The organism is Salipaludibacillus sp. CUR1 (assembly GCF_021028955.1).
Taxonomy (GTDB): Bacteria; Bacillota; Bacilli; order Bacillales; family Salisediminibacteriaceae; genus Salipaludibacillus.
The window spans coordinates 81235-102632 of the sequence record NZ_JAIWPE010000095.1; the positions used below are offsets into that span (position 1 = coordinate 81235).

General features: G+C 40.1%; 22 protein-coding genes, 3 tRNA genes and 1 riboswitch. Of the genes, 17 read left to right on the forward strand and 8 right to left on the reverse strand.

What is annotated here, in order from left to right; genetic code table 11:
- The first annotated feature begins 27 nt into the window (after nt 1–27).
- Together K8O68_RS17805 and K8O68_RS17810 are read left to right on the forward strand one after the other, a co-directional pair.
- The gene (locus tag K8O68_RS17805) at nt 28–867 is read left to right on the forward strand and encodes a metal ABC transporter permease (RefSeq protein WP_230898287.1); all 840 of its coding nucleotides are present in this window, start codon (nt 28–30) and stop codon (nt 865–867) included.
- 144 nt (nt 868–1011) lie between these two features.
- Nucleotides 1012–1728: a transglycosylase SLT domain-containing protein gene (locus tag K8O68_RS17810; protein WP_230898127.1), complete on the forward strand. Its 717-nt coding sequence runs from the start codon at nt 1012–1014 to the stop codon at nt 1726–1728.
- A gap of 314 nt (nt 1729–2042) precedes the next feature.
- Here K8O68_RS17810 and K8O68_RS17815 read toward each other — a convergent pair whose 3' ends face one another.
- Together K8O68_RS17815 and ppx are read right to left on the reverse strand one after the other, a co-directional pair.
- Complete coding sequence (locus K8O68_RS17815) at nt 2043–4142, reverse strand: RNA degradosome polyphosphate kinase (protein WP_230898128.1); 2100 nt, start codon at nt 4140–4142, stop codon at nt 2043–2045.
- Between the two features lie 219 nt (nt 4143–4361).
- A complete protein-coding gene (ppx, locus tag K8O68_RS17820) occupies nt 4362–5897 on the reverse strand; it encodes an exopolyphosphatase (protein WP_230898129.1) in 1536 nt (511 codons plus the stop codon).
- A gap of 169 nt (nt 5898–6066) precedes the next feature.
- Here ppx and K8O68_RS17825 point away from each other — a divergent pair, with 169 nt between their 5' ends.
- From K8O68_RS17825 to K8O68_RS17840, 4 genes are read left to right on the forward strand one after another with little or no spacing between them, the layout of a single operon-like run.
- A complete protein-coding gene (locus K8O68_RS17825; RefSeq protein ID WP_230898130.1) occupies nt 6067–6891 on the forward strand; it encodes a metal ABC transporter ATP-binding protein in 825 nt (274 codons plus the stop codon).
- Nucleotides 6888–7721, forward strand: coding sequence for a metal ABC transporter permease (locus K8O68_RS17830; RefSeq protein ID WP_230898131.1), 834 nt, complete (start codon nt 6888–6890; stop codon nt 7719–7721). Before K8O68_RS17825 ends, K8O68_RS17830 begins: the two co-directional genes overlap by 4 nt.
- A 20-nt stretch (nt 7722–7741) precedes the next feature.
- On the forward strand, nt 7742–8602 hold the full coding sequence (locus tag K8O68_RS17835; protein ID WP_230898132.1) for a metal ABC transporter permease: 861 nt from the start codon (nt 7742–7744) through the stop codon (nt 8600–8602).
- Nucleotides 8603–8614: 12 nt separating this feature from the next.
- Nucleotides 8615–9031, forward strand: a complete 417-nt coding sequence (locus tag K8O68_RS17840; RefSeq protein WP_230898133.1) for a Fur family transcriptional regulator — start codon at nt 8615–8617, stop codon at nt 9029–9031.
- A 103-nt stretch (nt 9032–9134) separates the two neighbouring features.
- Here the strand turns inward: K8O68_RS17840 and K8O68_RS17845 are convergent, their stop codons facing one another.
- On the reverse strand, nt 9135–9698 hold the full coding sequence (locus tag K8O68_RS17845; RefSeq protein ID WP_230898134.1) for a hypothetical protein: 564 nt from the start codon (nt 9696–9698) through the stop codon (nt 9135–9137).
- Between the two features lie 106 nt (nt 9699–9804).
- Here K8O68_RS17845 and K8O68_RS17850 point away from each other — a divergent pair, with 106 nt between their 5' ends.
- Complete coding sequence (locus K8O68_RS17850; protein WP_230898135.1) at nt 9805–10242, forward strand: hypothetical protein; 438 nt, start codon at nt 9805–9807, stop codon at nt 10240–10242.
- A 29-nt stretch (nt 10243–10271) separates the two neighbouring features.
- Here the strand turns inward: K8O68_RS17850 and ispG are convergent, their stop codons facing one another.
- Both ispG and K8O68_RS17860 read right to left on the reverse strand, forming a co-directional pair.
- Complete coding sequence (ispG, locus tag K8O68_RS17855; RefSeq protein ID WP_230898136.1) at nt 10272–11381, reverse strand: flavodoxin-dependent (E)-4-hydroxy-3-methylbut-2-enyl-diphosphate synthase; 1110 nt, start codon at nt 11379–11381, stop codon at nt 10272–10274.
- A gap of 110 nt (nt 11382–11491) precedes the next feature.
- Nucleotides 11492–11878, reverse strand: coding sequence for a hypothetical protein (locus K8O68_RS17860; protein WP_230898137.1), 387 nt, complete (start codon nt 11876–11878; stop codon nt 11492–11494).
- A gap of 90 nt (nt 11879–11968) precedes the next feature.
- Between K8O68_RS17860 and K8O68_RS17865 the strand changes: the two genes are divergently transcribed.
- From K8O68_RS17865 to K8O68_RS17880, 4 genes are all read left to right on the forward strand, one after another.
- Nucleotides 11969–13180, forward strand: a complete 1212-nt coding sequence (locus K8O68_RS17865; protein ID WP_230898138.1) for an MFS transporter — start codon at nt 11969–11971, stop codon at nt 13178–13180.
- 90 nt (nt 13181–13270) lie between these two features.
- Nucleotides 13271–14152, forward strand: coding sequence for a DUF1002 domain-containing protein (locus K8O68_RS17870; protein WP_230898139.1), 882 nt, complete (start codon nt 13271–13273; stop codon nt 14150–14152).
- Nucleotides 14153–14455: 303 nt separating this feature from the next.
- A complete protein-coding gene (locus tag K8O68_RS17875) occupies nt 14456–15085 on the forward strand; it encodes an NfeD family protein (protein WP_230898140.1) in 630 nt (209 codons plus the stop codon).
- Nucleotides 15086–15283: 198 nt separating this feature from the next.
- Nucleotides 15284–15381, forward strand: a riboswitch (cyclic di-GMP riboswitch).
- A 35-nt stretch (nt 15382–15416) separates the two neighbouring features.
- A complete protein-coding gene (locus K8O68_RS17880; RefSeq protein WP_230898141.1) occupies nt 15417–15560 on the forward strand; it encodes an anti-repressor SinI family protein in 144 nt (47 codons plus the stop codon).
- A gap of 45 nt (nt 15561–15605) precedes the next feature.
- Here K8O68_RS17880 and K8O68_RS17885 read toward each other — a convergent pair whose 3' ends face one another.
- The 3 genes from K8O68_RS17885 to K8O68_RS17895 all read right to left on the reverse strand — a co-directional run bounded on the left by K8O68_RS17885 (nt 15606) and on the right by K8O68_RS17895 (nt 17540).
- On the reverse strand, nt 15606–15866 hold the full coding sequence (locus K8O68_RS17885) for a helix-turn-helix domain-containing protein (protein WP_230898142.1): 261 nt from the start codon (nt 15864–15866) through the stop codon (nt 15606–15608).
- Between the two features lie 356 nt (nt 15867–16222).
- A complete protein-coding gene (locus K8O68_RS17890) occupies nt 16223–16558 on the reverse strand; it encodes a helix-turn-helix domain-containing protein (RefSeq protein WP_230898143.1) in 336 nt (111 codons plus the stop codon).
- Between the two features lie 199 nt (nt 16559–16757).
- A complete protein-coding gene (locus K8O68_RS17895) occupies nt 16758–17540 on the reverse strand; it encodes a DUF1189 domain-containing protein (protein ID WP_230898144.1) in 783 nt (260 codons plus the stop codon).
- 251 nt (nt 17541–17791) lie between these two features.
- Between K8O68_RS17895 and K8O68_RS17900 the strand changes: the two genes are divergently transcribed.
- The 6 genes from K8O68_RS17900 (at nt 17792) to K8O68_RS17925 (ending at nt 21359) form a co-directional block, all read left to right on the forward strand.
- A complete protein-coding gene (locus K8O68_RS17900) occupies nt 17792–19414 on the forward strand; it encodes a Na/Pi cotransporter family protein (protein WP_370640546.1) in 1623 nt (540 codons plus the stop codon).
- 141 nt (nt 19415–19555) lie between these two features.
- A tRNA-Met gene (locus K8O68_RS17905) sits at nt 19556–19632 on the forward strand.
- Nucleotides 19633–19811: 179 nt separating this feature from the next.
- Nucleotides 19812–19888, forward strand: a tRNA-Ile gene (locus tag K8O68_RS17910).
- Nucleotides 19889–19896: 8 nt separating this feature from the next.
- Nucleotides 19897–19989: transfer RNA gene (locus K8O68_RS17915), tRNA-Ser, on the forward strand.
- A gap of 120 nt (nt 19990–20109) precedes the next feature.
- A complete protein-coding gene (locus K8O68_RS17920) occupies nt 20110–20448 on the forward strand; it encodes an iron-sulfur cluster biosynthesis family protein (protein ID WP_230898146.1) in 339 nt (112 codons plus the stop codon).
- A gap of 302 nt (nt 20449–20750) precedes the next feature.
- Complete coding sequence (locus K8O68_RS17925; protein ID WP_230898147.1) at nt 20751–21359, forward strand: superoxide dismutase; 609 nt, start codon at nt 20751–20753, stop codon at nt 21357–21359.
- Nucleotides 21360–21398 lie beyond the last annotated feature (39 nt).

Below are 21398 nucleotides of genomic sequence, written 5' to 3' on the forward strand. Positions count from 1 at the left end.
AATATAAATTCATTTATTTTTCAGCTCATGAATTATCCATATTTACAAAATGCCTTGTTCGCTGCTGTGTTAGTAGGCATAATATGCGGTGTGATTGGCTGCTTTATTATCCTTAGAGGAATGGCTTTAATGGGGGATGCCATCTCCCATGCTGTTCTGCCCGGTGTAGTCATTGCTTATATGCTCGGCGCGAGCTTTTTTGTGGGAGCAGTCATTACCGGTGTACTAACAGCTTTGGCAATTGGCTTTATCTCCCAGAACAGCCGTATAAAAGAAGATTCTGCTATTGGAATTATGTTTACGGCTATGTTCGCCGCAGGGGTAGTACTGATTACCGCTCTTCAAGGGACGAGCGTGGATTTATGGCATATTTTGTTCGGAAATGTATTGGCTGTATCCAGAACAGATTTATATTTTACTTTAGGAATCGGTATTTTTGTTTTAGGGACCATTGTTATTTTCTACCGTCCTCTTTTATTAAGTACTTTTGATGAGACAATGGCTAAAGCAACGGGTCTTCCTGTAAAGTGGATTCATTATATGCTTATGCTTTTGCTGTCCTTCGTTACGGTAGCTTCCTTGCAGACAGTTGGAATTATTCTCGTTGTCGCTATGCTTATCACCCCCGGGGCGACTGCTTATCTCTTAACAGAAAGGTTCTCAGTGATGCTTTTCCTTTCTGCTTTTTTCGGAGTTTTCTCAGCCGTTACCGGACTGTTTTTTTCAGTTATTTACGATGTCTCTTCAGGGGCGTCCATTGTACTGGTTGCTTCAGTTCTGTTCGCCATTGCATTTTTCTTCGCACCAAAGCAGGGCCTGGTTTTCAAAATGCTCAAGAAACCTAAAAATGAAACTGTAGCGCCTTAAATAAGGGTTATATGAAAAAGTCTTTACTAGATGATGGTAAAGACTTTTTCTTTTTAGGTTTATAATTTGCAAGAAGAGGTTATATGAGGTATGATGCTGTCTTGTACATGAGAGGTGTACAGTTTAAAAAGGAGGGACAATCAGATGCGTATAAGAACGCTTATAATGATTGTTGCCATTGCTGCCCTTGCAGGCTCCTCTATAGTCTTAGCAAATGAATATAGGCAAACAAAAGAAAAAATAAAAGATTTAGAGGTGGCTAAGGAAGAGCAAAGGAAACAGCAGGCACGAGATTTGGAAATTGAGCGCATGAAACGCTATGCAGGCCAACTGCCCGAGGATTATGAAGTGAGCGGGTATGAGAACTGGAATGAAGCAAAACAAGTCGCCGATTACCTTTACGAAGACAGTGGCGGACTGTTTAAAGAAGAGTGGGGGCTTTTTCTGGCCCTTGAAGCCCAAAAAAAAGAAATCAATCCTTTTCTTGTTTATGAATTACTTAAAGTAGAAACAGGAGGGCAGTTCGACCCTGAAATGGTCGGCCCCGAAACAAAATATGGACATGCTTACGGAATGGCTCAGTTTATGAAGAACACCGGTCCGTGGATTGCAGAAATGGCCGGTCTCCAGTATGAAGATGATATGCTGTTCGATCCGCACTATTCTATTCAATTATCTATCGTATATTTAGATTATCTTTATGAACAATATGGAGACTGGGACCATGCCTTGACTGCTTACCATCGGGGGATGTACGGGCTTGAGCAGTATATTAAGGATAACGGCGACGCAAAGAGCTGGTATGCTGTTGAAATTCAGGAAAATGCTCAGGAATTTGATTTAGTTGCCTATGAGAATTAGGAATAAAAAAAACTCTCACCTCTGGTGAGAGTTTTTTCAGGCTTTTGAGAAAGTATTCCCAACAGCCTTTTTTGAAAGAAAAGTAAGATATCTCACGATTTCATCACTACCGGCGGTCGCTTTCCCTGGGGCTTGTCTTCAACTAATTCTGACTCAGCGAGGCATCGTCAGAATAAATTTTCAGACTGTGCTCCTGCGGTTACTCGTCGCAGGGAAAAGATCGCTGCTCCCACCGGAGTCGCCGCCTTTCGTTCTTCAATTACCGTTCCAATTCACTTTTTATTTATAGGCCGGTACGACTGGTTCTGATTAGATCAGTTATCTTCAAAAAACATAGCAGCCTGCTGTGAGAAAATTTCCTGGCTCTGGATAATAGTATCGCCTTCATCCCTGGTTACATAAGTATATTTTCCATCAGACTGCTGAACGCGAGCTTTTACATTATCCTGCAGAGTGATCGTAAGAACGTTTTTTATCCGGTCTTTTATGTGAGGCGAGTGAATAGGGAACAGGATCTCAATTCTTTTTTCCATATTTCTCGTCATCCAGTCTGCAGAAGAGAGATATGTCTTTTCTGCCCCGTTGTGGTAAAAATAAAAAATTCTGCTGTGCTCAAGAAAACGGTCTATAATACTTGTTACCGTAATATTCTCGCTTACTCCTGGTATACCAGCTTTAAGGCAGCAGATGCCTCTGATAACTAAATCGATTTTTACGCCTGCCCTGCTTGCTTCATACAGTTTTAAAATGATCGGTTTATCAGTTAAAGAATTCATTTTAGCTATGATGTGCCCGTTGTTATACTTTTGCTGATAACTGATTTCGTTATCTATGAGATGAATAAAAGATTCTCTCATTTCAAAAGGAGAAGTGGCAATTTCTTTCCAATTAGGTTTTCTTCTGTAACCGCTAAGGTGGTTAAAAAAGTTAGTGGCATCTATGCCAAAAGTTTCAGCTGATGTTAAAAGCCCCATATCCGTATATAATTTAGCTGTGCTATCATTGTAGTTTCCTGTGCCGAGGTGTACGTATCTCTGAATGTGTTCACCTTCTTGACGGATAATGAGTGTAATCTTACTGTGAGTTTTAAGCCCGGTAATACCGTATATAACATGCACCCCGGCTTTTTCCAGCTTTTTGGCCCACTGAATATTTTTTTCTTCATCAAACCGCGCTTTCAATTCCACGAGAACCGTCACTTGTTTGCCCGCTTCAGCAGCGGTAGCCAGAGCTTTAATAACGGGGGAGTCCCCGCTTACCCGGTATAAGGTCTGCTTTATGGCCAGAACATTCTCATCTTCCGCTGCTCTGGAGATCAGTTCCACCACAGGCTGGAAAGATTCATAAGGGTGATGGAGGAAGATATCGTTTTCCCTTATCGCTTTAAACAAGTCTTCTTTATTCCACAAATCCGCAGGAGGCTGCGGGATAACTGTTTCATTTACAAGGTGTTCAAAATCATGGGCTGCTTCACTGTAAAAAGCTGAGAAAAAGGATAAATCCAAAGGTCCTGCTACCTCATATAGATCGTGATCTTTTAATTCGAGAACGTCAGTTAAAAAAGATAATACCTTTTCATCCATACGGTTTTTTTGCATTTCCAAACGGACAGCTGCGCCCCATTTCCTTTTCTTAAGTTCTTTTTCTATTTCCCTCAGTAAATCCCTCGATGCTTCTTCATGAATTGTCAGGTCAGCATTTCGGGTAATTCTGAACGGAGAAACAGATTTAACTTTATTACCTTTAAACAACTTGCCTATAAAATGGCTAAGAAGATCCTCCATCAGGATATATTCCTTGGAAAGTTTCGATGCAGGCAACGGCAGCGTTCGTTTTAACACTCCTGGGACCTGCACGATAGCCAGTTTATGATGAGGATCATCTTCCTCATTTTCAAGTACTACTGCTAAATTTATACTTTTGTTAAGCAGCATAGGAAAAGGCCTGTAAGCATCGATAGCCATCGGTGTCAAAACCGGCAGGATAAAGTTATTAAAGTGACGTGATATATAGTTATACTGGCTTTCACTTAATTCATCCACCTTCAGGAATTTAATGCCTTTTTCTTCCAGCTGAGGTTCTATTGAAGAACGGAACAGCTCATCCTGTAAATGAACCAGCCTGTGAGTTTCTTCAGAAATCTTCGAAAGCTGTTTTTTCGGGGTGAGACCAGCTTTATTTTCGGGTTTGTTATAACCAGCCTTCACCTGATCTTTCAAGCCTGCCACCCTGACCATGAAAAATTCATCAAGGTTGGAACTGAATATAGCTAAAAATTTCAGCCTTTCCAATAAGGGATTGCGTTCATCAAATGCTTCCTGTAAAACACGTTCGTTAAACCCCAGCCAGCTCAGTTCTCTATTATTATAAAAAGAAGGGTCATGCAAATTAATATCTATACCGTTATGAGTCAATTAGTTTCCCTCCATAAAAGCAAATATTTTTAGCCTGATTTGTAACTGCCGGTTAATTCCTGTCAGACCATTCATTTATAAGTCATGACATCCAATAATGGCTGAAACTCTCCCATTATTGGATGTCCGGGGAGACACCAAGTACTTCACTCAGACGAGGAACCTATTGTTATTTTCATATAAGAGTTTAACAAATGAGTATTAATTTTTTGTAAATGTTTAATGGCTATCTGTAAAGTTCAAAGTAATTGACTTCTTAAGACTTCTCTCCAGATGTTTTTTATACTTATTTGCATGAAAGGATTCGAAATATGGATCACCTTCATATGAGATATTCACTTTAAGGGATTTACTTCCGGAAGTACTCAGTTCCACTTTTTTAACAATACCTCTCTGAGAAATATCCAAGCCGTAACAGAGTTTAATAATTGCACCCATAAGTTCAAATTTATTTAACTCGTCTTCAGTAACCCAGTGTCTGAAAGGCTTTATATATTGTTTAAGCTGAGACTTGGACTTAAACGAAGATATAAAAGCAACAGACAGACGGTCTAAATGTCCAAGGCCGTCAATCGACTGGTTAGTAAGTAAGTAAAAAGTATGCTGGCTTTGTGACTCAGGATGGATCGCACTTCCCAGGTAAAAAAGCTGTGAGCTCCATTGAAGCAGCTTTAATTCTTTGTTAGTTATATAAGTTTCTTCAAGCTTGTTCAGTTCGTTTACGAAATAAGATGATAAAATGGCGATCCGTCGCTGGTGTTCTTCGTCATCCTGGTAAGTTTTAACTAACTGGTAAATACTTTCCTGAGTGACGTCAGGGAAATGGGTAATTTCTATATTATTTAAAAACTTTTCGTAAAATAAGCCGTCCCTGAGTCCTTTGTTGCTGACAATAAAGGAAGACGTGTTGACATGAGCAATAAGTTCTTCAATCGCGGCGGCTGCTGGTAAAATAATGTCCGCTCTGTCTTTAGATAATCCATCTACTTTTTCTCTTTTTTTCATGGGCAATGAGGCTAATTTATTTTGAATGGCCCATACATCTTTGTTTGTCATTTCATACTGGTGCAAACCTGAAAGAGGATAATCGATCTCGTTTTGGTGTACAAGCGCTAAGTTACGAGCTGATCCTCCTATTCCAATGACAGGGGCGTTTTTTTCTTTCAGCCAGGGAAGGGAGGCATAATTTTCCCTGAGAAAAGCCCGCAGTTCTTTCCATTCTGCTTCAGTAGGGGTATCGTTTTTGACAAACTGTTTTTTTAGCGTAAGGGCTCCGAAAGGGAAACTGAAGGAATGCACAAGGCGGCGGTCTTTAAAATAAGTCACTTCTGTACTTCCTCCGCCAATATCAATAGTGACACCTTCATTATAATTAGTAGAATTAGTAATAGCTAAATACCCGTAATAAGCTTCTTCCTGCTCTGAGAGGATCTGAATTTTAAATGCTCCGTGTGTATTAATGGCTTCAAGGATTTCTTTGCGGTTGCCAGCATTTCTGACAGCGGCAGTCGCAACGCCTCGTACGTCGTCAATACCAAATTTATCGGCCACTTTTTTAAATTTTGTTAAAGTATTAAGGATTACTTCTATTCCTTCACTTGTCATATGGCCTTCTGTATTAATATATGTACTTAGGCGTGCAATTACTTTTAAGTTTTGAACTTCCTTATAACAGGCATGGCGGTCGACCTCATAAATGACAAAACGTACAGAGTTTGACCCCATATCAATGATACCTATTTTTTGAGGTTCCATTTATCATCACTCCTTAAGAGGACTTTTCCCTATTATATAGTTCATAATCCGGATAATCGAGTCATACTGCTGGGAAACTGAATGATTTACAAAAGAATATAGCTCATGTATACTACGATGAGGTATTAAATCGGAATCATTCTTATAAATTTTTAATGAGGGATCAATTATGAACACCCATACAAACACACCAGCTGTAGAAATAGAAAACCTTTCATTTGCTTACAGAAACCAGAACGTTTTAGAAGACATCAGCCTGAAGGTTCCCCATGGCTCTTTTCTTGGGCTGGTAGGCCCCAACGGTTCGGGGAAATCTACTCTTATTAAGTGTGTATTAGGGCTTCTTACGCCGGATAAAGGAGAAGTTAAACTAAATGGCGTTCCGGTAAAGAAATTTGACAAATGGAGTGAGATTGGTTTTGTCTCACAAAAGGCAAACAGTTTTAACAGCGGATTCCCGGCTACTGTTTTTGAAGTAGTCTCAATGGGGCTTTATGGAAAAGTAGGACTCTTTCGTTTTTTAAGAAAGCAGCATAAGGAAAAGGTTAGGGAAGCGATTGCCCAAGTCGGTATGGAAAAGTATGCTCAGGCAAATATCGGACAGCTGTCGGGAGGGCAGCAGCAGCGGGTATTTATTGCGAGGGCGTTAGTCAGCGACCCTGCTATCCTTATCCTGGACGAGCCTACGGTCGGTGTCGATGCAAAATCAGTGAACAACTTTTATACCATGCTTAGAGAGCTTAACAATGAGAAGGGAATGACCCTGATTCTTGTTACGCATGATATCGGTGCAATGTCTGAATATGTGACAGATGTTGCCTGCCTGAATAAGTGCCTGCACTTCCATGGCGATAAGCAGGTGTTTGAAGACAATAAAGAGGAAATGATGACAGCTATGTATGGCCATGAAGTAAATCTTCTCGAGCATAATCATGACCATGGACACCACCATCACCACCATGATCATGACGACGCAGGGAGAGAACAGGCATGATAGACGTTTTTTTCCAATATGATTTTTTACGTTATTCTCTATTTACAGGCTTAATGATTGGATTTCTCGCTCCTTTTTTAGGTGTATTTCTTGTGGTCCGGCGATTGTCCCTTATGGCTGATGCTTTATCCCATATTACATTAACAGGAATTGCTTTCAGCATGCTGCTTGGGAGACATGTGACGTTTTTTACAGCTTTAAACCCGGTCTACATGGGAATGGTCTTTTCAGTCGCCGGCTCACTTCTTATTGAAAGATTAAGGTTTGTGTACAGGTTTTACAAAGAACTGGCTATTCCAATCATTTTATCAGCCGGAATAGGGTTGGGGGTAGTTTTTATCTCTCTTGCCGACGGCTTTAATAATGACCTGTTTAATTATTTATTTGGAAGTGTCGTCGCTATAAACCAGACAGATTTTTACGTTGTAGTTAGTTTAACAGCCGTGGTCACCGGACTGATTATACTCTTTTATAAAGAACTGTTTTTTTTGAGTTTTGATGAAGAACAGGCTGTGATCGCAGGGATTCCTAAAATGCCTCTTCATTTTCTCTTTATGGTTATGGTTGCTCTTGTCATAGGCATTTCCATGCAGATAGTCGGTATCCTTCTCGTATCTGCTTTAATGACATTGCCGGTTGCATGTGCAATGAGACTTGCAAGGGGATTTAAGCAACTGTTCTTTTACGCTGTACTGTTTGGAGAAATTTCTGTCGTTACAGGGCTGGTAAGTGCCTTCCACCTTGATCTTGCGCCGGGAGGTACGATTGTAATGGCAAATATTCTTTTGTTAATCGGAACAATCATTTTGACGAAAAAGCAGTCTTTGTGACAAAGAATTAGGTGGGAAAAATGATAGAATTATTGCAGCAGTTAACATTTTTGGAAAGAGGGGTCATAGCCGGTTTTATTATTGGTTTGATCTGCCCTGTCATTGGATCATTCCTTCTCGTAAGAAGGATGACCATCATTTCCGAAGGGTTGTCCCATATTACGTTAACAGGTATCGCAGCCGGTGTTTTTTTAAGCCAGAGTGTTGTTTATCTGGGATTTATAAACCCCTTGTATACCGGGCTTATATTCTCTTTAGCAGGTTCTCTTCTTGTTGAAAAATTAAGGCAAATATATAAGCATTTTCAGGAGCTCGCCATTCCGATTATTTTATCTTCGGGGATCGGATTAAGTGCCATTTTGATTAGTGTCACCCCGAGTAATACGACAGAATGGTTCAATTTTTTATTCGGAAGCATCGTGACAGTATCCCTTTCAGATTTAGGTTTTATTTTTTCGACGGGAGTTATAATGCTTGTGCTCCTGGGGATGTTTTATAAGGAAATGCTGTCCATTTCATTTGATCAGGAATTCGCAGCCACCTCAGGAATTTCAGTCAGAAAGATGAATTTTTTATTTGCGGTTTTAATAGCACTGGTGATATCAATGTCTATGAAGGTCATTGGGATTTTGTTAGTAGGAGCCATGGTGACTCTTCCAGTGGCTGCCAGCATTCAGTTTGCGAAGAGCTTTCGCCAAGTCGTGCTAATTGGTATTCTTATAGGTGAACTGTCAGTTCTCGGAGGAGTTATGTTATCCATTTATTTCAACATAGCAACCGGAGGAATGATTGTTGTCACGGGTGTCTTTTTATTAATTTTGACCATGCTTATAAAAAAAATAACACGATATGCCTCAGGATTTCGTCTAAGCCAGTCTTAGGAGGGACTAATTATGAATGTGGACAAGGCAATGGAAAAACTGAAAGAGGAAGGGTACAAGTATACAGACAAACGGATGGATATGCTTCAGCTTTTTAAAGATGAGAGCAGATATTTAGCCGCAAAGGATGTGCTTGAAGCGCTCAAAGATAAATATAAAGGTTTAAGCTTCGATACCATTTACCGAAACCTCTCTCTTTTCTCTGATTTGGGAATATTAGAAACGACAGAGCTTGCCGGTGAGAAGAAATTCCGGTTTACATGTTCAACAGATCACCATCATCATCATTTAATTTGTCTTGAATGCGGGAAGACGAGACATATAGATGAATGTCCGATGGATGTATCACCTGTTTCAGCAGAAGGATTTGCTGTTACAGGCCATAAATTTGAAGTTTACGGATATTGTAATGAATGCCAGGAATCATAAGTTAAAAATAAGAGGCTGGAACAATCCAGTAAACAAAAATGGCTCTCACCTTAATGAGAGCCATTTTTATTTTCCAAACTTTTGATTCAGCAGCCTGAGGCTTTTAAAACAGCTTTTCTACAATTTGTTTAGCATGATTCCAATGGGAAGCCCGGTAAACATTATCAGGAACGGGCGCCTGATTGTATGGCGTATCCATTAGGATAACCGGAATACGGGCGTCTTCTGCTATATTACACGCATTGTCATGTTTATCTTCAAAAAAAAGATCGAGCTGATGTTTTTTTACGGCTTCCAGTTTATTGTGCTGTCCCAGAAGTTCTATATGGTCGTAAGGGACTGTGTTTTCATGAAACCAGTTAATTGTCAGTTCGTGGACATGCTTTGGCCTGGCGCTAATATAAAACAGCTCGTACTGTTTTTTCCATTCTTCCAATATTTCTTTCACAAACTTGGCGAGGTCAGCCTGTTTGTAAATAGAAGGCTCATGTACCTGCATCCATTTCCACAGTTCTTTTTCACTGACTCCTAAAACACCAGTTAAGTCGTATTCTACGATATCCTCGATCGTTAAATCCTTATTAAAATGTTTATTTAAATATGGAAGGAAAGTGGCAGGATCTGTCACTGTTCCGTCGATATCAATCCCAAACCTGTATTTTCCCATTATTTATTCACACCTTTTACCAAATGTTTAATGTTTCCTCTTATGCTTTTATTGTCTCATACTCATACTATTTGTACAGCCTTGTATTAGAAGGAGAGGGTTTAAAATGAACGACGACAGACATAACTACAATGATGACCGCTCGTTTCAGGGAGCGGAAGAGAATCCGTTTGCCCGCGAAGATGACAATGAATTCCGGGAAGAAACGTCCGCAGAATTCACTCCAAACCCGGGTCTGGCAGGAGGACGGGGTCCAATTGAAGTCACTTCAGACAGGACAAGAGAAATTGAAAGCGAGCCTCATACGGAAAGAGAGACTGGTGAGGAAGAAGAAACCCAAACTCAAGGAAGAGGAGTCGGATCACTCGGAATCGCATTTTCACTTGTCTCACTATTCTTCCTGCCTCTGATTTTTTCAGTTACAGGGATTATTTTAGGAGCTGTTGCAGTAAGAAGGGAGCAGCGCGGGCTGGGTTATACCGCAATTGCCATCGGAGCTTTTACTTTAGTGATGAGTGTATTCTTTGCTCCATTTGTCTCATGAAAAAGCGAAGGGGAATGCCCCTTCGCTTTTTATACTTTTTCCTGCTCCTGCTTTTGTTTTTCTTCATGTTCAGCAGCAAGTTTGTCAATTTCTTTTTTCAGCTCTTCAACCATTGATTCCTCAGGTACTTTACGGATTGTTTTGCCTTTCCTGAAGAGAAGGCCTTCTCCCCGGGCACCTGCGATACCTATGTCGGCTTCTTTTGCCTCTCCTGGTCCATTTACTGCACATCCCAGAACTGACACTTTTATTGGTGCATTAATCTTTTGAATATACTCTTCCACTTCATTCGCAATGCTGATCAGGTCAATCTCAATTCTTCCGCACGTTGGGCAGGAGATCAATGTAGCAGCATTTGCAGCCAGTCCAAAAGTTTTCAGCAGTTCTTTGGCTACTTTCACTTCTTCTACCGGATCAGCGCTTAAAGAGATTCTGACTGTATTTCCGATGCCTTTATCAAGCAGAATACCGAGTCCGGCAGAACTTTTAATAGTACCGGCAAATAAGGTGCCTGACTCAGTTATTCCGAGATGCAGAGGATAATCGAAAGCTTGAGAAGCTTTTTCATAAGCTTCTACTGCTAAGCGGACATCTGACGCTTTCATAGAGACAATAATGTCATGGAAATCAAGATCTTCTAATATTTTTATATGATGTAAGGCACTTTCCACCATCCCATCAGCTGTAGGATATCCGTACTTGTCCAATATACGCTTTTCAAGTGAACCGGCATTGACTCCTATTCGGATTGGAATGCCTTTTTCCTTGGCTGCATTAACAACTGCTTCTACTTTTTCCCGGCGGCCGATATTGCCTGGGTTAATCCTGATTTTGTCTGCGCCGCCTTCAATTGCTTTTAGAGCCAGTTTATAGTCAAAGTGAATGTCAACAACCAGCGGGATATTAATCTGCTTTTTAATTTCAGAAATCGCTTCAGCATCCTTCATTTCAGGGCATGCTACGCGTACAATCTGGCAGCCGGCCTCTTCCAGCCGGTTAATTTCTTTAACAGTTGCTTCAACATCATGCGTTTTGGACATTGTCATACTCTGGATAATGACCTCGTCATTTCCGCCTATTGTTATTGGCCCTACTTTAACAGGCCGTGTATCTTTTCTATGAGTTCCCTGGGTCACCATTAATCGCCCCTTTAGTCAGCTTTGATTTTACTTGTCTCAATTAACCTTCACGATGGTTTCTTTCATCGTATTACATTGTAACAATCAGGGGACAATTGTGGCAAGGACTATTAACTATTCGGGGTTTTCGTTTCGTAAAGAGGGAATTTATATGTTTCGCCAGCCAGTAAGTGGTGCGGTGAGATGTCGGGATTTAAAGCTTCAAAATCTTCTAAAACTTCATGGAGGGGAATGTTGAATAGTTCCTCCCCGTGCAGTCTCTGGACAACCCCGTAAACTGTCTGGCCGGGTTCCACAATAACTTCCTGATAAGGAAGAGGGGAAGAGGGTTCTTCCGGTTCTTCCGGTTCTTCCGGCGGATCCGAATATTTATCGTTCATCTCTCCCGTTTCCTCCATACCGGCTGATTGCTGGAATGGGATGGTTCCTGAAGTCAAATCAATTCTGACACTGACTATAACTATAATTAGTATAACTAACAATACTATAGGCCGCATATCTATTCCCCGTTTCTATTATTGTCTACTTTACTATATGTTTGTCTACTAGCGTATATGACACATTTACGAGGGAGAGGAGAAAGTCTCTTGAATAATTACAAGGGAAAAGTAATGGCAATCGGTTCGTTAACTTTTATAATGATCTTTGGCAACTCCATGTTTGTGCCTGTCCTGCCCGATATGCAAATTCAATGGGACCTTTCCTCTGGACAAGCTGGGTTGATATTGACTGCTTTTTCTTTAGCGGCAGCTGCTGTCATTCCTTTAACCGGCTATGCTGCAAATCTGTTGGGAAAAAAACGTCTTGCTTTTGCTGCTTTGATGTTTGTCAGTTTCGGCTGTGTCCTTGCTGTCCTTTCCAGTTTGGAGTTTTTTTCAAATTATGCCTTTTTCGTGCTCATGGCAGGAAGAGTATGCCAGGGGGTGGGAGCAGGGCTTATTTCCCCGCTTCCTTTTATGTTTACAAGTGATATATTCTCTAAAGAGCTTCGTCCGGGAGTGCTGAGCCTTATTGAAGTATTTAACGGACTGGCTAAAGCAGCGAGCCCTTTTGCAGCCATTCTTGCTGTTCAGCTGGGCGGAAACTGGCTGTTTTTCATCTATTTAGGTCTGGGAGCCTTGTCAGCTTTGCTCATAACGCTCAATATTCGAGGGCAAAAAAGAATGAAAAGGAACCTGGGTGTCAGAGGATTGAACGGAACCAGCCGAAGAGTTTTTACAGCATTCAGGAAAGTCTTCCCTTACCTGGTATTAGGAGGAGTTACGATGTGCCTTCTGTTTGGAATGCTGACATATTTTTCATATAAATTAGAATGGATCTACGGAATTGATGGGATAGTTAAAGCCGTATTATTTTCTCTGCCTCTCATTGCTATGACCGCCGCTTCATGGCTGACAGGAAAATACTTGAAAGGCAGACTTTTCGGCAGCTCTTTACTGATTAACGTGAGCACCGTGCTCTCGGTTTCTGTTCTGACTGGAGGCTTACTTAACCAATCACTGACAGCTTTAGTCACTATAATGGTACTCTTTTCAATATCGTCAGGGATATTTTTAGTTTGCTGTAACCTTTTAATAACTGAAAACGTCTTAAAGAAAGATAGAGATCTCATTCTTTCTTTTTACAGTATGATTCGTTTTACGGGCGTGGCAGCTGGGCCTCCGTTGTTTGCAATCTGGATGTATGAAGAGGGACTGATGTTTGCGTTTTCAATTTTGGCAGTGGCAGGGGTGAGAGTCATCTTATTAAAGAATGAAATAAAGAAAAACACGATATGGCAGGGTGAACCCGGAAGATAAATTTAGCTCTTTTGTCCCTTTCTTTTTTTCTCATAATAGTGTTTTCTGTTAATGTAGTTCTGCAATTTAGAAATGAAAAGAGGTAGGAAGATGAAAAACTTATATAAATTATCAATAGCCACCTTGGCAGCGTGGATGCTTCTTGTATCAGTCAGTTTTGCAGATGCGGCCCCAGGTGATGAAATTGTTACATTAGGGGAGGACTTATCTCCGCAGCAGCGCGAATCTCTCTTAAATGAAATGAATGTGGATGAAGATGATGTTCTTATTGTCACGGTAACAAATGAAGAAGAGCACGAGTATCTTGGCGACTATATTAGTGCAGCAGTCATTGGCAGCAATGCTTTGTCTTCTTCTAAGATCACGATATTGGAAGAAGGGCGCGGCATCGATGTAGAAACAAATAAGATTACCTGGGTTTCTGAAGGAATGTATGCAAATGCTTTAATAACAGCTGGGGTGAAAGATGCAGATATTTATGTAACTGCTCCTTTTGAAGTTTCCGGAACGGGAGCTCTTACCGGTTTAATAAAAGCTTATGAAGCGTCAACAGATGAGGTTATTCCTGAAGAGCAGAAGCAGGTAGCGAATGAAGAACTTGTTAAGACAGCTGAACTTGGGGAGGAATATGGTGTTGAACAGGCAACAGAGCTGATGGCCCGGATTAAGGAGGCCATCTCTGAAGAAAACGTTGAGACAGAAGAAGATTTACGCAGCTTAATTCAACGGGTGGCCAATGAGCTGGGTATGACCCTGACAGATGAAGAATTAAATGGACTGGTTTCTTTATTTGAACGGATGAAAAACCTGAATATAGACTGGGACCAGGTACAAAACCAGATCAGCCACATCCGCGATAATATCGGTGACTTTTTAAATAGTGAAGAAGGGCAGGGATTAATTCAGTCAATCCTTGATTTCTTTAACAGTTTAATTGATAGTTTACGCGGATGGTTCAGTTCCTCGAATTAATTAACAGAAAAGGAAAAGTTTAGAGGTTGGGACAAAACTAAAGACAAGTATGTAATAGACGAAGCTCAGCCCCCTGGGCAAGCGTCTGCAGGGCGGACTAAAACCACTCATTTTTTTAAAAATAACAGCCGAACAAAGCTTAAAATTTTGTTCGGCTTTGTTTATGATTATTATTCTTTTGTAACAGTCGTTATTTTCGTACTTTTTTTGAAACTTTTTAAAAACTGCCGCGTAAATAAACACATAAGAAAATATTTGCTATAATAAAGAAAACTGAGGTGTCCGGAGAGGAGTGAATATCTCATGGAATTTTTAGATTATCCGGTTTTTGGATTTTTTGTTGTATTTATAGCTACCCTGTTTATATTTGGCGAGGTAATGGTAAGAGTTAAAGGGGTATTTGGAATTATTGGGATAGTCATTATGGCTATTTATTTTTCTTACCATTTAACAGCCGCTGACAGTTTATGGGTAGTCGTATTATATTTAATCGGCTTGTCTCTTATTATTTTTGATGGAAAAGTAACGACAGACGGAACGATTGCTGCAATCGGTATTCTGTTTATGGTGCTGGGTCTCGCACTTCCTGCGCCAGGAATTACTTATGGGGTACTGGTAGCCATGGCTTTTATTCTCGCAGCGCCGGCTTCCTACTTATTCACCAAGGTTTTCCCAAAAAGAAATATGTGGGATAAAATGCTGCTTAAGGATAAACTATCTTCGGAGCATGGTTATAATTCCATGAATGAGACTTACCAGGACTTAGTGGGGAAAACAGGTCTTACTAAAACGCCTTTTCGGCCGATCGGAACAATTGAAGTGGATGGGAAGCTGTACAGTGCGACAGCTGACAATCAGTGGCTTAAAGAAGACACAAAGGTAAAAGTTATCTCGGTGGATGGAACCCGCATCGTGGTCGTGCCTGAGCAGTAAATAGAATTAACCAGCCGGTTTAATTTACGGCTGGTTTTTAATATATTTTAAAGATGTCGAAAGAACACGCCAAAATAAGGCTTTAGAAGTGTTTTGAATATGTTGACAATTTTCATCACAAAAATACACTAATAAAATTCTATAATAAAGTTGTCTTAGTTCTTTAGATAGACTAATTAGTCGTCCGGACTGGTTTCTTCTAGTCAAAGGCAAATTTATTGAAAAATAAAGACGCAAAGTTACAGATCTAAGGGGAGTGAAGGTTTATTCACCCCTATGATGGCTGAGCTGCCTAGCAGGCTTTGATTGGTTTTTACGGGAGGGGGCTCAAATGTTCAATATGGATAACAGCCATACGAATAAGGATGATTACAATGATTGGGTGGAACTTATGAAAACAGCAAGAGAATCAGGTCTGACTGTAAAGCAGGTAAGAGAGTTTCTGGCAAAGAAAAAAGCAATGTTTAGTACATAAGAGAAAGCTTCTTCAATTTATTTGAAGAAGCTTTCTCTTATAGATTTATACGGTAAAGGTATTACATTTTAAGGAGAATTCTTTTTTTTTTAGGGTGTCTTCGGCAGCCGTCTCCTGGTAAAACAATGGAGTAAGTGGAAGATCCAATGTGAGAAATATTCTTTTCACAATCTCAATAGACGGGTTCTTTTTCATATTCCTTTCTAAATAGCTTAAATAAGACTTGGACACTCCAGTTTTCCTTGAAAGTTCTGACAAAGTGAGCCCCTTTTCTTTTCTCCTGTGCCGTATCATATCTCCAAGCATACCTACCTCCTCCTTCATCAATAAATGAACCCATTTCGTTCATTATAACGCACAAAAACATTTTTGGAAAAAACAAAAAATGAAGATAAATTGAGTATATACGATATATAGAACGTATTTTGTTCATTTAATAGGAGAAACAGCTAATTTTAAGGGTTTTATTGCTAATTAGCTGGTATTTACTCTTATTTTGTTTCGCTACTTAGATTTTCACTGGGATGAATAGCATTAGTTTGCATAAGCAGAGGCAGAGATTTAATTTCCTTGAGTGCATATGACAGGTAAGACAAAAAATAAACGTTGCCTCCTGCCTCCACCACTTTTAGTAAATGGTGAAGGCAGTAGAGAGGCAACGTTTATTTCTGCTGTATTTTCCACTTGTTAAATTCAAGAAATTCTTTAAATTCTTCTTTAGAAACCCCCGATTCCATTGCTTCTTTTACAAGGGATTGCCATTCATCGTCCAGCTGGTTATATGAATTATCTGATCCGCTGGATTGGTCGTTTAACAGTTGGTCCATATTTACTTTCAGTACTTGGGCAATTTTTTCAAGAAACTGGATAGACGGGTTTGTCTGTATGTTTCTTTCCAGAGCGCTCAGGTAGGATTTTGCAACACCTGCTCTGTCAGCAAGCTCGGTCAATGACATACCTGCATCTTTTCTATATTTTTTCACTCGTTCTCCAATCATCGCGGGTATCCTCCTCTGCGGAACAAAAGTGCATTAGCGTATAATACACTCTTCATCAAGCTGTGTTCGTTATAACGCTATATAAATAATATATCACAATTTTTCTGCTTAAACCCTAATTTCAAAAAATTTGTGACTATTTACAGGTAAAGCGATAATTCCGTTAAAAGAGAATTGCCGCTTGGAACAGCCGGATAAATTAATTGGTTTCTTCAGCTGCCTGCCTCGGTGCAGGAATGTTTTTTAATACAAGATTCATCATTACAATAGCTATTACCCAGTAAATAGCAAAAGAGAAAGGCAGGTTAAAGCCGATTCCTTCAATAACTGCAAACAGAACAGTTGGAAGCGTTACTGCATAAGCCGATAGAATCCAGCCTTGTTTGTAAGTCAGCTGGTCAGCAACCTTTCGTTTCAGTAAAAGTGTGATCACTGACAGTGTAAATATACCAAGAAACTTTAAAGCAGTCGTAAATAAATACATTATCAGAATAACCACCGTAATAATTAACGGCATTAAGTCGCCAACTGTATTGACGAGGTCATTCAATTGGTCTTTAGTAAGGTCAAGACCGAATTCCTGGTAACCGAAAGTCTGAGGGAATCCATCTGTATTCAGGACGGCTTCCCGTTCTAAAAGAGCAAACGCATTATCAAACTGGGCTGTATCTGCAGGTGTATACTCTCCTGTTGGATCGAATATAAGAGTGGTATCCTGATCATCAATAATGACGGGTTCATCTGTTTCTGACTGCAGGACACCGTTCTGTATATGGAAGTCAGGAAAAGATTCTGTTAAATGGGTATCAACGTCCTGGTAAATATTATTTAAGTTGCTTCCAATCACCACAGCCATTGGAATAGAAGTAATGAGCATAAGAAAAAAAACATAAAGAATTGTTTTGCCTATTTTTTGGAAGCGAAATTTTGCAATTGTTTCCGGTGAATGTAAACTTTTAATAAATTGTTTGACGATATTCATTTCTCCACTCCTTGGTTCCATTGTTTTTTTGTTTTAATGAATTTTATTCCAATATTAATTGTAAATGAACAGAGGAAACGGAACAAGGATATCCAAATGTTAATAATTAATTCTTTTTGTGAACGGTTTTTTAAAAACTTAATAAAATCTTTACAATACATTAACAAATAATTAATAATGGAAGCGTACGATGGGGAACGGTGATACATATTATCGAATTTTAAAAGAATCAGGGGGACGAAGGCTTGGAACTGGAATTAAGAGATCTGCTGTTTATGTTCTTTGGCGGACTGGCCATTTTTCTTTTTGGAATTAAGTATATGGGGGATGGCCTGCAGAAAGTAGCAGGCGACAAACTGAGAGATATTCTTGATAAATTTACGAGTAATCCCATCATGGGGGTGCTTGCCGGCGTGGTCGTTACCGTACTCCTCCAGACGAGTACAGGAACCACCGTTTTGGCTATTGGGCTGGTTAATGCCGGTTTTATGACTTTGCGTCAATCTATAGGAGTGATAATGGGCGCAAATATTGGTACTACGATAACTGCATTTATTATCGGTTTGAAAATATCTGATTATGCCTTGCCGATTATTGCTATTGGTACATTTTTAATCTTTTTCCTGAAAAATAAAAAAGCAAATAACATTGGGCAGGTGTTCTTTGGTTTCGGGGCTCTTTTCTACGGATTGAACCTTATGGGAGAAGGGCTTTATCCATTAAGGGAACTTGAAGCATTTGCTGAATTAACTGTCAGTATGAGCCAGAATCCGCTGCTCGGTGTTTTGATTGGAACCATTTTCACAGTGAGTGTGCAGAGTTCCTCCGCCGCTATCGGTTTGCTTCAGCAGCTGTTTGCCCAGGGAGCCCTTGACCTTAGTGCAGCGCTTCCCGTTTTATTTGGTGACAATATTGGTACAACTATAACAGCTGTACTGGCAGCTTTAGGTGCCTCAATTGCAGCTAAACGTGCCGCTTTAACTCACGTGATCTTTAACCTGGTAGGTACGATTTTAGTATTAATTGTCATCCAGCCTTATATTTCCATGATGGCTTATTTACAACAGGCGATGAATTTAAATGCGGAAATGACTATAGCGGTAGCTCACGGTATTTTTAACTTTACGAACGTTGTTATTCAATTGCCTTTTGTTGCTGTTCTCGCTCTCATAGTGACAAAGCTTATACCTGGTAAAGAAACAGTTATTGAATATAAAGCCCAGCACCTGGACCCTGTGTTAATTACCCAGTCTTCGTCCATTGCGCTAGGCCAGGCTAAGAAAGAGACACTCAGGATGGCAGAGTTGTCTAAACAAGGTCTTGAAGAAGCGTCTAAGTTTGTAGAAACAAAGCAGAAAAAACACGCTGAATTATGTTACCAGTTTGAAGACGCTGTAAATAATCTTGACAGAAAGATAACTGATTACTTAGTTAGGATTTCAACAAACTCATTAACTTCAGCGGACTCCCGCCTCCATTCCATGCTGATGGGTACTGTCAGGGATATTGAAAGAGTTGGGGATCATATGGAAAATATAATTGAGTTGACAGAATACCAAGTGACGAATAAAGTTAAAATGTCTGAAATGGCTATGGAAGATTTAAGAGAAATGTTTAACCTGACGGTGGACACTCTTAACCAGGCTGTCAAAGCACTTGAAGAAGATGATATGATAGCAGCACGGTCAGTCGTATTAAAAGAAGAACAAATAGATAAAATGGAAAGACAGCTGCGGAAAAAACACATTCTGCGTTTGAATGAAGGCAAATGTGAAGGCTCTGCAGGAATTGTCTTTGCTGATATGGTCAGTAACCTGGAAAGGATCGGCGACCACTCCGTTAATATTGCGGAAGCGATCATTGGTGAAGATTGATTTTGCTGAAAATATATACCAGGGTGTAAAGCATTTACTCCCTGGTAAAATATTTTTGCAGAAAAATAAAAATCTGTATTGACTTATGATCTTATATCATGCTAAGATAGTCATTGTCTTTGAGAAAAGGTTAAACGAAATGGCGGTGTAGCTCAGCTGGCTAGAGCGTACGGTTCATACCCGTGAGGTCGGGGGTTCGATCCCCTCCGCCGCTACCATAAATATTTTCTTATATTAAAACATGGACCCTTAGCTCAGTTGGTTAGAGCAACGAGCATAGCTTCCTGAAAAGACAGCGAGTTGTCCCGACGGATGATCTCCGAAGCAGAGCTGGAAGAGGAAGGGACAGACGGGGACGTCCACTGCAAGAAAAATTATAAAAAATGATTTTAAACATGGACCCTTAGCTCAGTTGGTTAGAGCAGACGGCTCATAACCGTCCGGTCGTAGGTTCGAGTCCTACAGGGTCCACCATGTTATACGGAGGAGTACCCAAGTCCGGCTGAAGGGATCGGTCTTGAAAACCGACAGGGGCTTTGCGGCCCGCGGGGGTTCGAATCCCTCCTCCTCCGCCATAATTTTAACGTTCACACTCACTGGTAAATTTGCCAGTGAGTTTTTTTGTATTCTGGTATGTTAAAATACGCGTAGATATCACTGAATAAAACTTTTTAAGGTTTGTTAGGAGTGTGGAAATGATACTTGAAGTTACAAAAAGAGCGCAAAATAAATTAGAAGAACTGGGCTTCAAACCAAATGAAAGTGTTTTATTAATTATATATGAAACAGACGGATGCGGATGTGCGGTCAACGGAGTAAGCAGACTGCAGGAAGTTAAACCAGAGACACTCACAGAAGAGGAAAAAATGGTAGAGACAGAATCTTCACCTTACCGTACTGCTATTCAAAAGAGAGCAGAGTGGGCGTATGATGAGAAATTAAAAATTGATTTCTCTCTGTCTGCAAATACTTTTCAATTAAAGAGTCCGAACGAAATGCTGAACCCAAGAATGAGTTATCAGCCTTCAGTATAAAATTATTATGAGGCGAACTTAACATTTCAAAAAGAGAGGCTCAAAGCTTTATTAAACAGAGATAGATGGGAGGGTGAGCGCTCCTTTTTTGACGAGGGTGTAATAGAATTACCCGAACAAACTTAGTGATTTTTTAAAATTCAAAGGTTTATCGTTTGAAAGGAAAGGGTAAATTTGATAATGTAAAAATTGTACAGGATAAAACCTTTTCCAATAGTGGAAAAGGTAGTATCTGTGTGGGATGATTTTCCGTTCATCGGGGAATCACAGTCCTACATAAATTAACCAAGGAGGAGATATGAATGGCATTTTCTTTACCAGAACTACCGTACTCACACGACGCACTTACACCTCACATTGACGAAGAAACAATGAAAATTCACCATGGCAAGCACCATAATACGTATGTAACAAAGTTAAACGCTGCACTTGAAGGTCACAGTGACCTTGAAGGAAAAAGTTTAGAAGACTTACTTACTAACCTGGATGCACTTCCTGAAAGCATTCGCGGTGCTGTAAGAAACAATGGTGGAGGACATTATAACCACACATTATTCTGGCAAATCATGTCTCCGGATGGCGGCGGAGCCCCTACTGGCGAGCTTGCCGATGCAATTAACGAAACTTTCGGAAGCTTTGAGAAGTTCAAAGAAGAATTTAAAAATGCTGCTTTAACCCGCTTTGGTTCAGGCTGGGCATGGCTTGCCGTTAACAATGGCAAACTGGAAGTTACAAGCACATTAAACCAGGACACTCCTATTATGGAAGGTAAAACTGGAATTCTTGGTGTAGATGTTTGGGAGCATGCTTACTACTTGAAGTATCAGAACAAGCGTCCTGAATATGTTGACGCGTTTTTCAATGTTATTAACTGGGAAGAAGTTTCCAAGCGTTACGCTGAAGCAAAATAAGTTGAAAAAGGTACCGCCAACTGTTAAGTTGTGCGGTGC

Excerpts from the sequence above, each read along its gene's own strand:
- K8O68_RS17805 (WP_230898287.1), top strand. The coding sequence starts at position 28 with ATGAATTATCCATATTTACAAAATGCCTTGTTCGCTGCTGTGTTAGTA.
- K8O68_RS17810 (WP_230898127.1), top strand. The coding sequence starts at position 1,012 with ATGCGTATAAGAACGCTTATAATGATTGTTGCCATTGCTGCCCTTGCA.
- ppx (WP_230898129.1), bottom strand. The coding sequence starts at position 5,897 with ATGGAACCTCAAAAAATAGGTATCATTGATATGGGGTCAAACTCTGTA.
- K8O68_RS17825 (WP_230898130.1), top strand. The coding sequence starts at position 6,067 with ATGAACACCCATACAAACACACCAGCTGTAGAAATAGAAAACCTTTCA.
- K8O68_RS17830 (WP_230898131.1), top strand. The coding sequence starts at position 6,888 with ATGATAGACGTTTTTTTCCAATATGATTTTTTACGTTATTCTCTATTT.
- K8O68_RS17835 (WP_230898132.1), top strand. The coding sequence starts at position 7,742 with ATGATAGAATTATTGCAGCAGTTAACATTTTTGGAAAGAGGGGTCATA.
- K8O68_RS17840 (WP_230898133.1), top strand. The coding sequence starts at position 8,615 with ATGAATGTGGACAAGGCAATGGAAAAACTGAAAGAGGAAGGGTACAAG.
- K8O68_RS17845 (WP_230898134.1), bottom strand. The coding sequence starts at position 9,698 with ATGGGAAAATACAGGTTTGGGATTGATATCGACGGAACAGTGACAGAT.
- K8O68_RS17850 (WP_230898135.1), top strand. The coding sequence starts at position 9,805 with ATGAACGACGACAGACATAACTACAATGATGACCGCTCGTTTCAGGGA.
- ispG (WP_230898136.1), bottom strand. The coding sequence starts at position 11,381 with ATGGTGACCCAGGGAACTCATAGAAAAGATACACGGCCTGTTAAAGTA.
- K8O68_RS17860 (WP_230898137.1), bottom strand. The coding sequence starts at position 11,878 with ATGCGGCCTATAGTATTGTTAGTTATACTAATTATAGTTATAGTCAGT.
- K8O68_RS17870 (WP_230898139.1), top strand. The coding sequence starts at position 13,271 with ATGAAAAACTTATATAAATTATCAATAGCCACCTTGGCAGCGTGGATG.
- K8O68_RS17875 (WP_230898140.1), top strand. The coding sequence starts at position 14,456 with ATGGAATTTTTAGATTATCCGGTTTTTGGATTTTTTGTTGTATTTATA.
- K8O68_RS17880 (WP_230898141.1), top strand. The coding sequence starts at position 15,417 with ATGTTCAATATGGATAACAGCCATACGAATAAGGATGATTACAATGAT.
- K8O68_RS17885 (WP_230898142.1), bottom strand. The coding sequence starts at position 15,866 with ATGCTTGGAGATATGATACGGCACAGGAGAAAAGAAAAGGGGCTCACT.
- K8O68_RS17890 (WP_230898143.1), bottom strand. The coding sequence starts at position 16,558 with ATGATTGGAGAACGAGTGAAAAAATATAGAAAAGATGCAGGTATGTCA.
- K8O68_RS17895 (WP_230898144.1), bottom strand. The coding sequence starts at position 17,540 with ATGAATATCGTCAAACAATTTATTAAAAGTTTACATTCACCGGAAACA.
- K8O68_RS17920 (WP_230898146.1), top strand. The coding sequence starts at position 20,110 with ATGATACTTGAAGTTACAAAAAGAGCGCAAAATAAATTAGAAGAACTG.
- K8O68_RS17925 (WP_230898147.1), top strand. The coding sequence starts at position 20,751 with ATGGCATTTTCTTTACCAGAACTACCGTACTCACACGACGCACTTACA.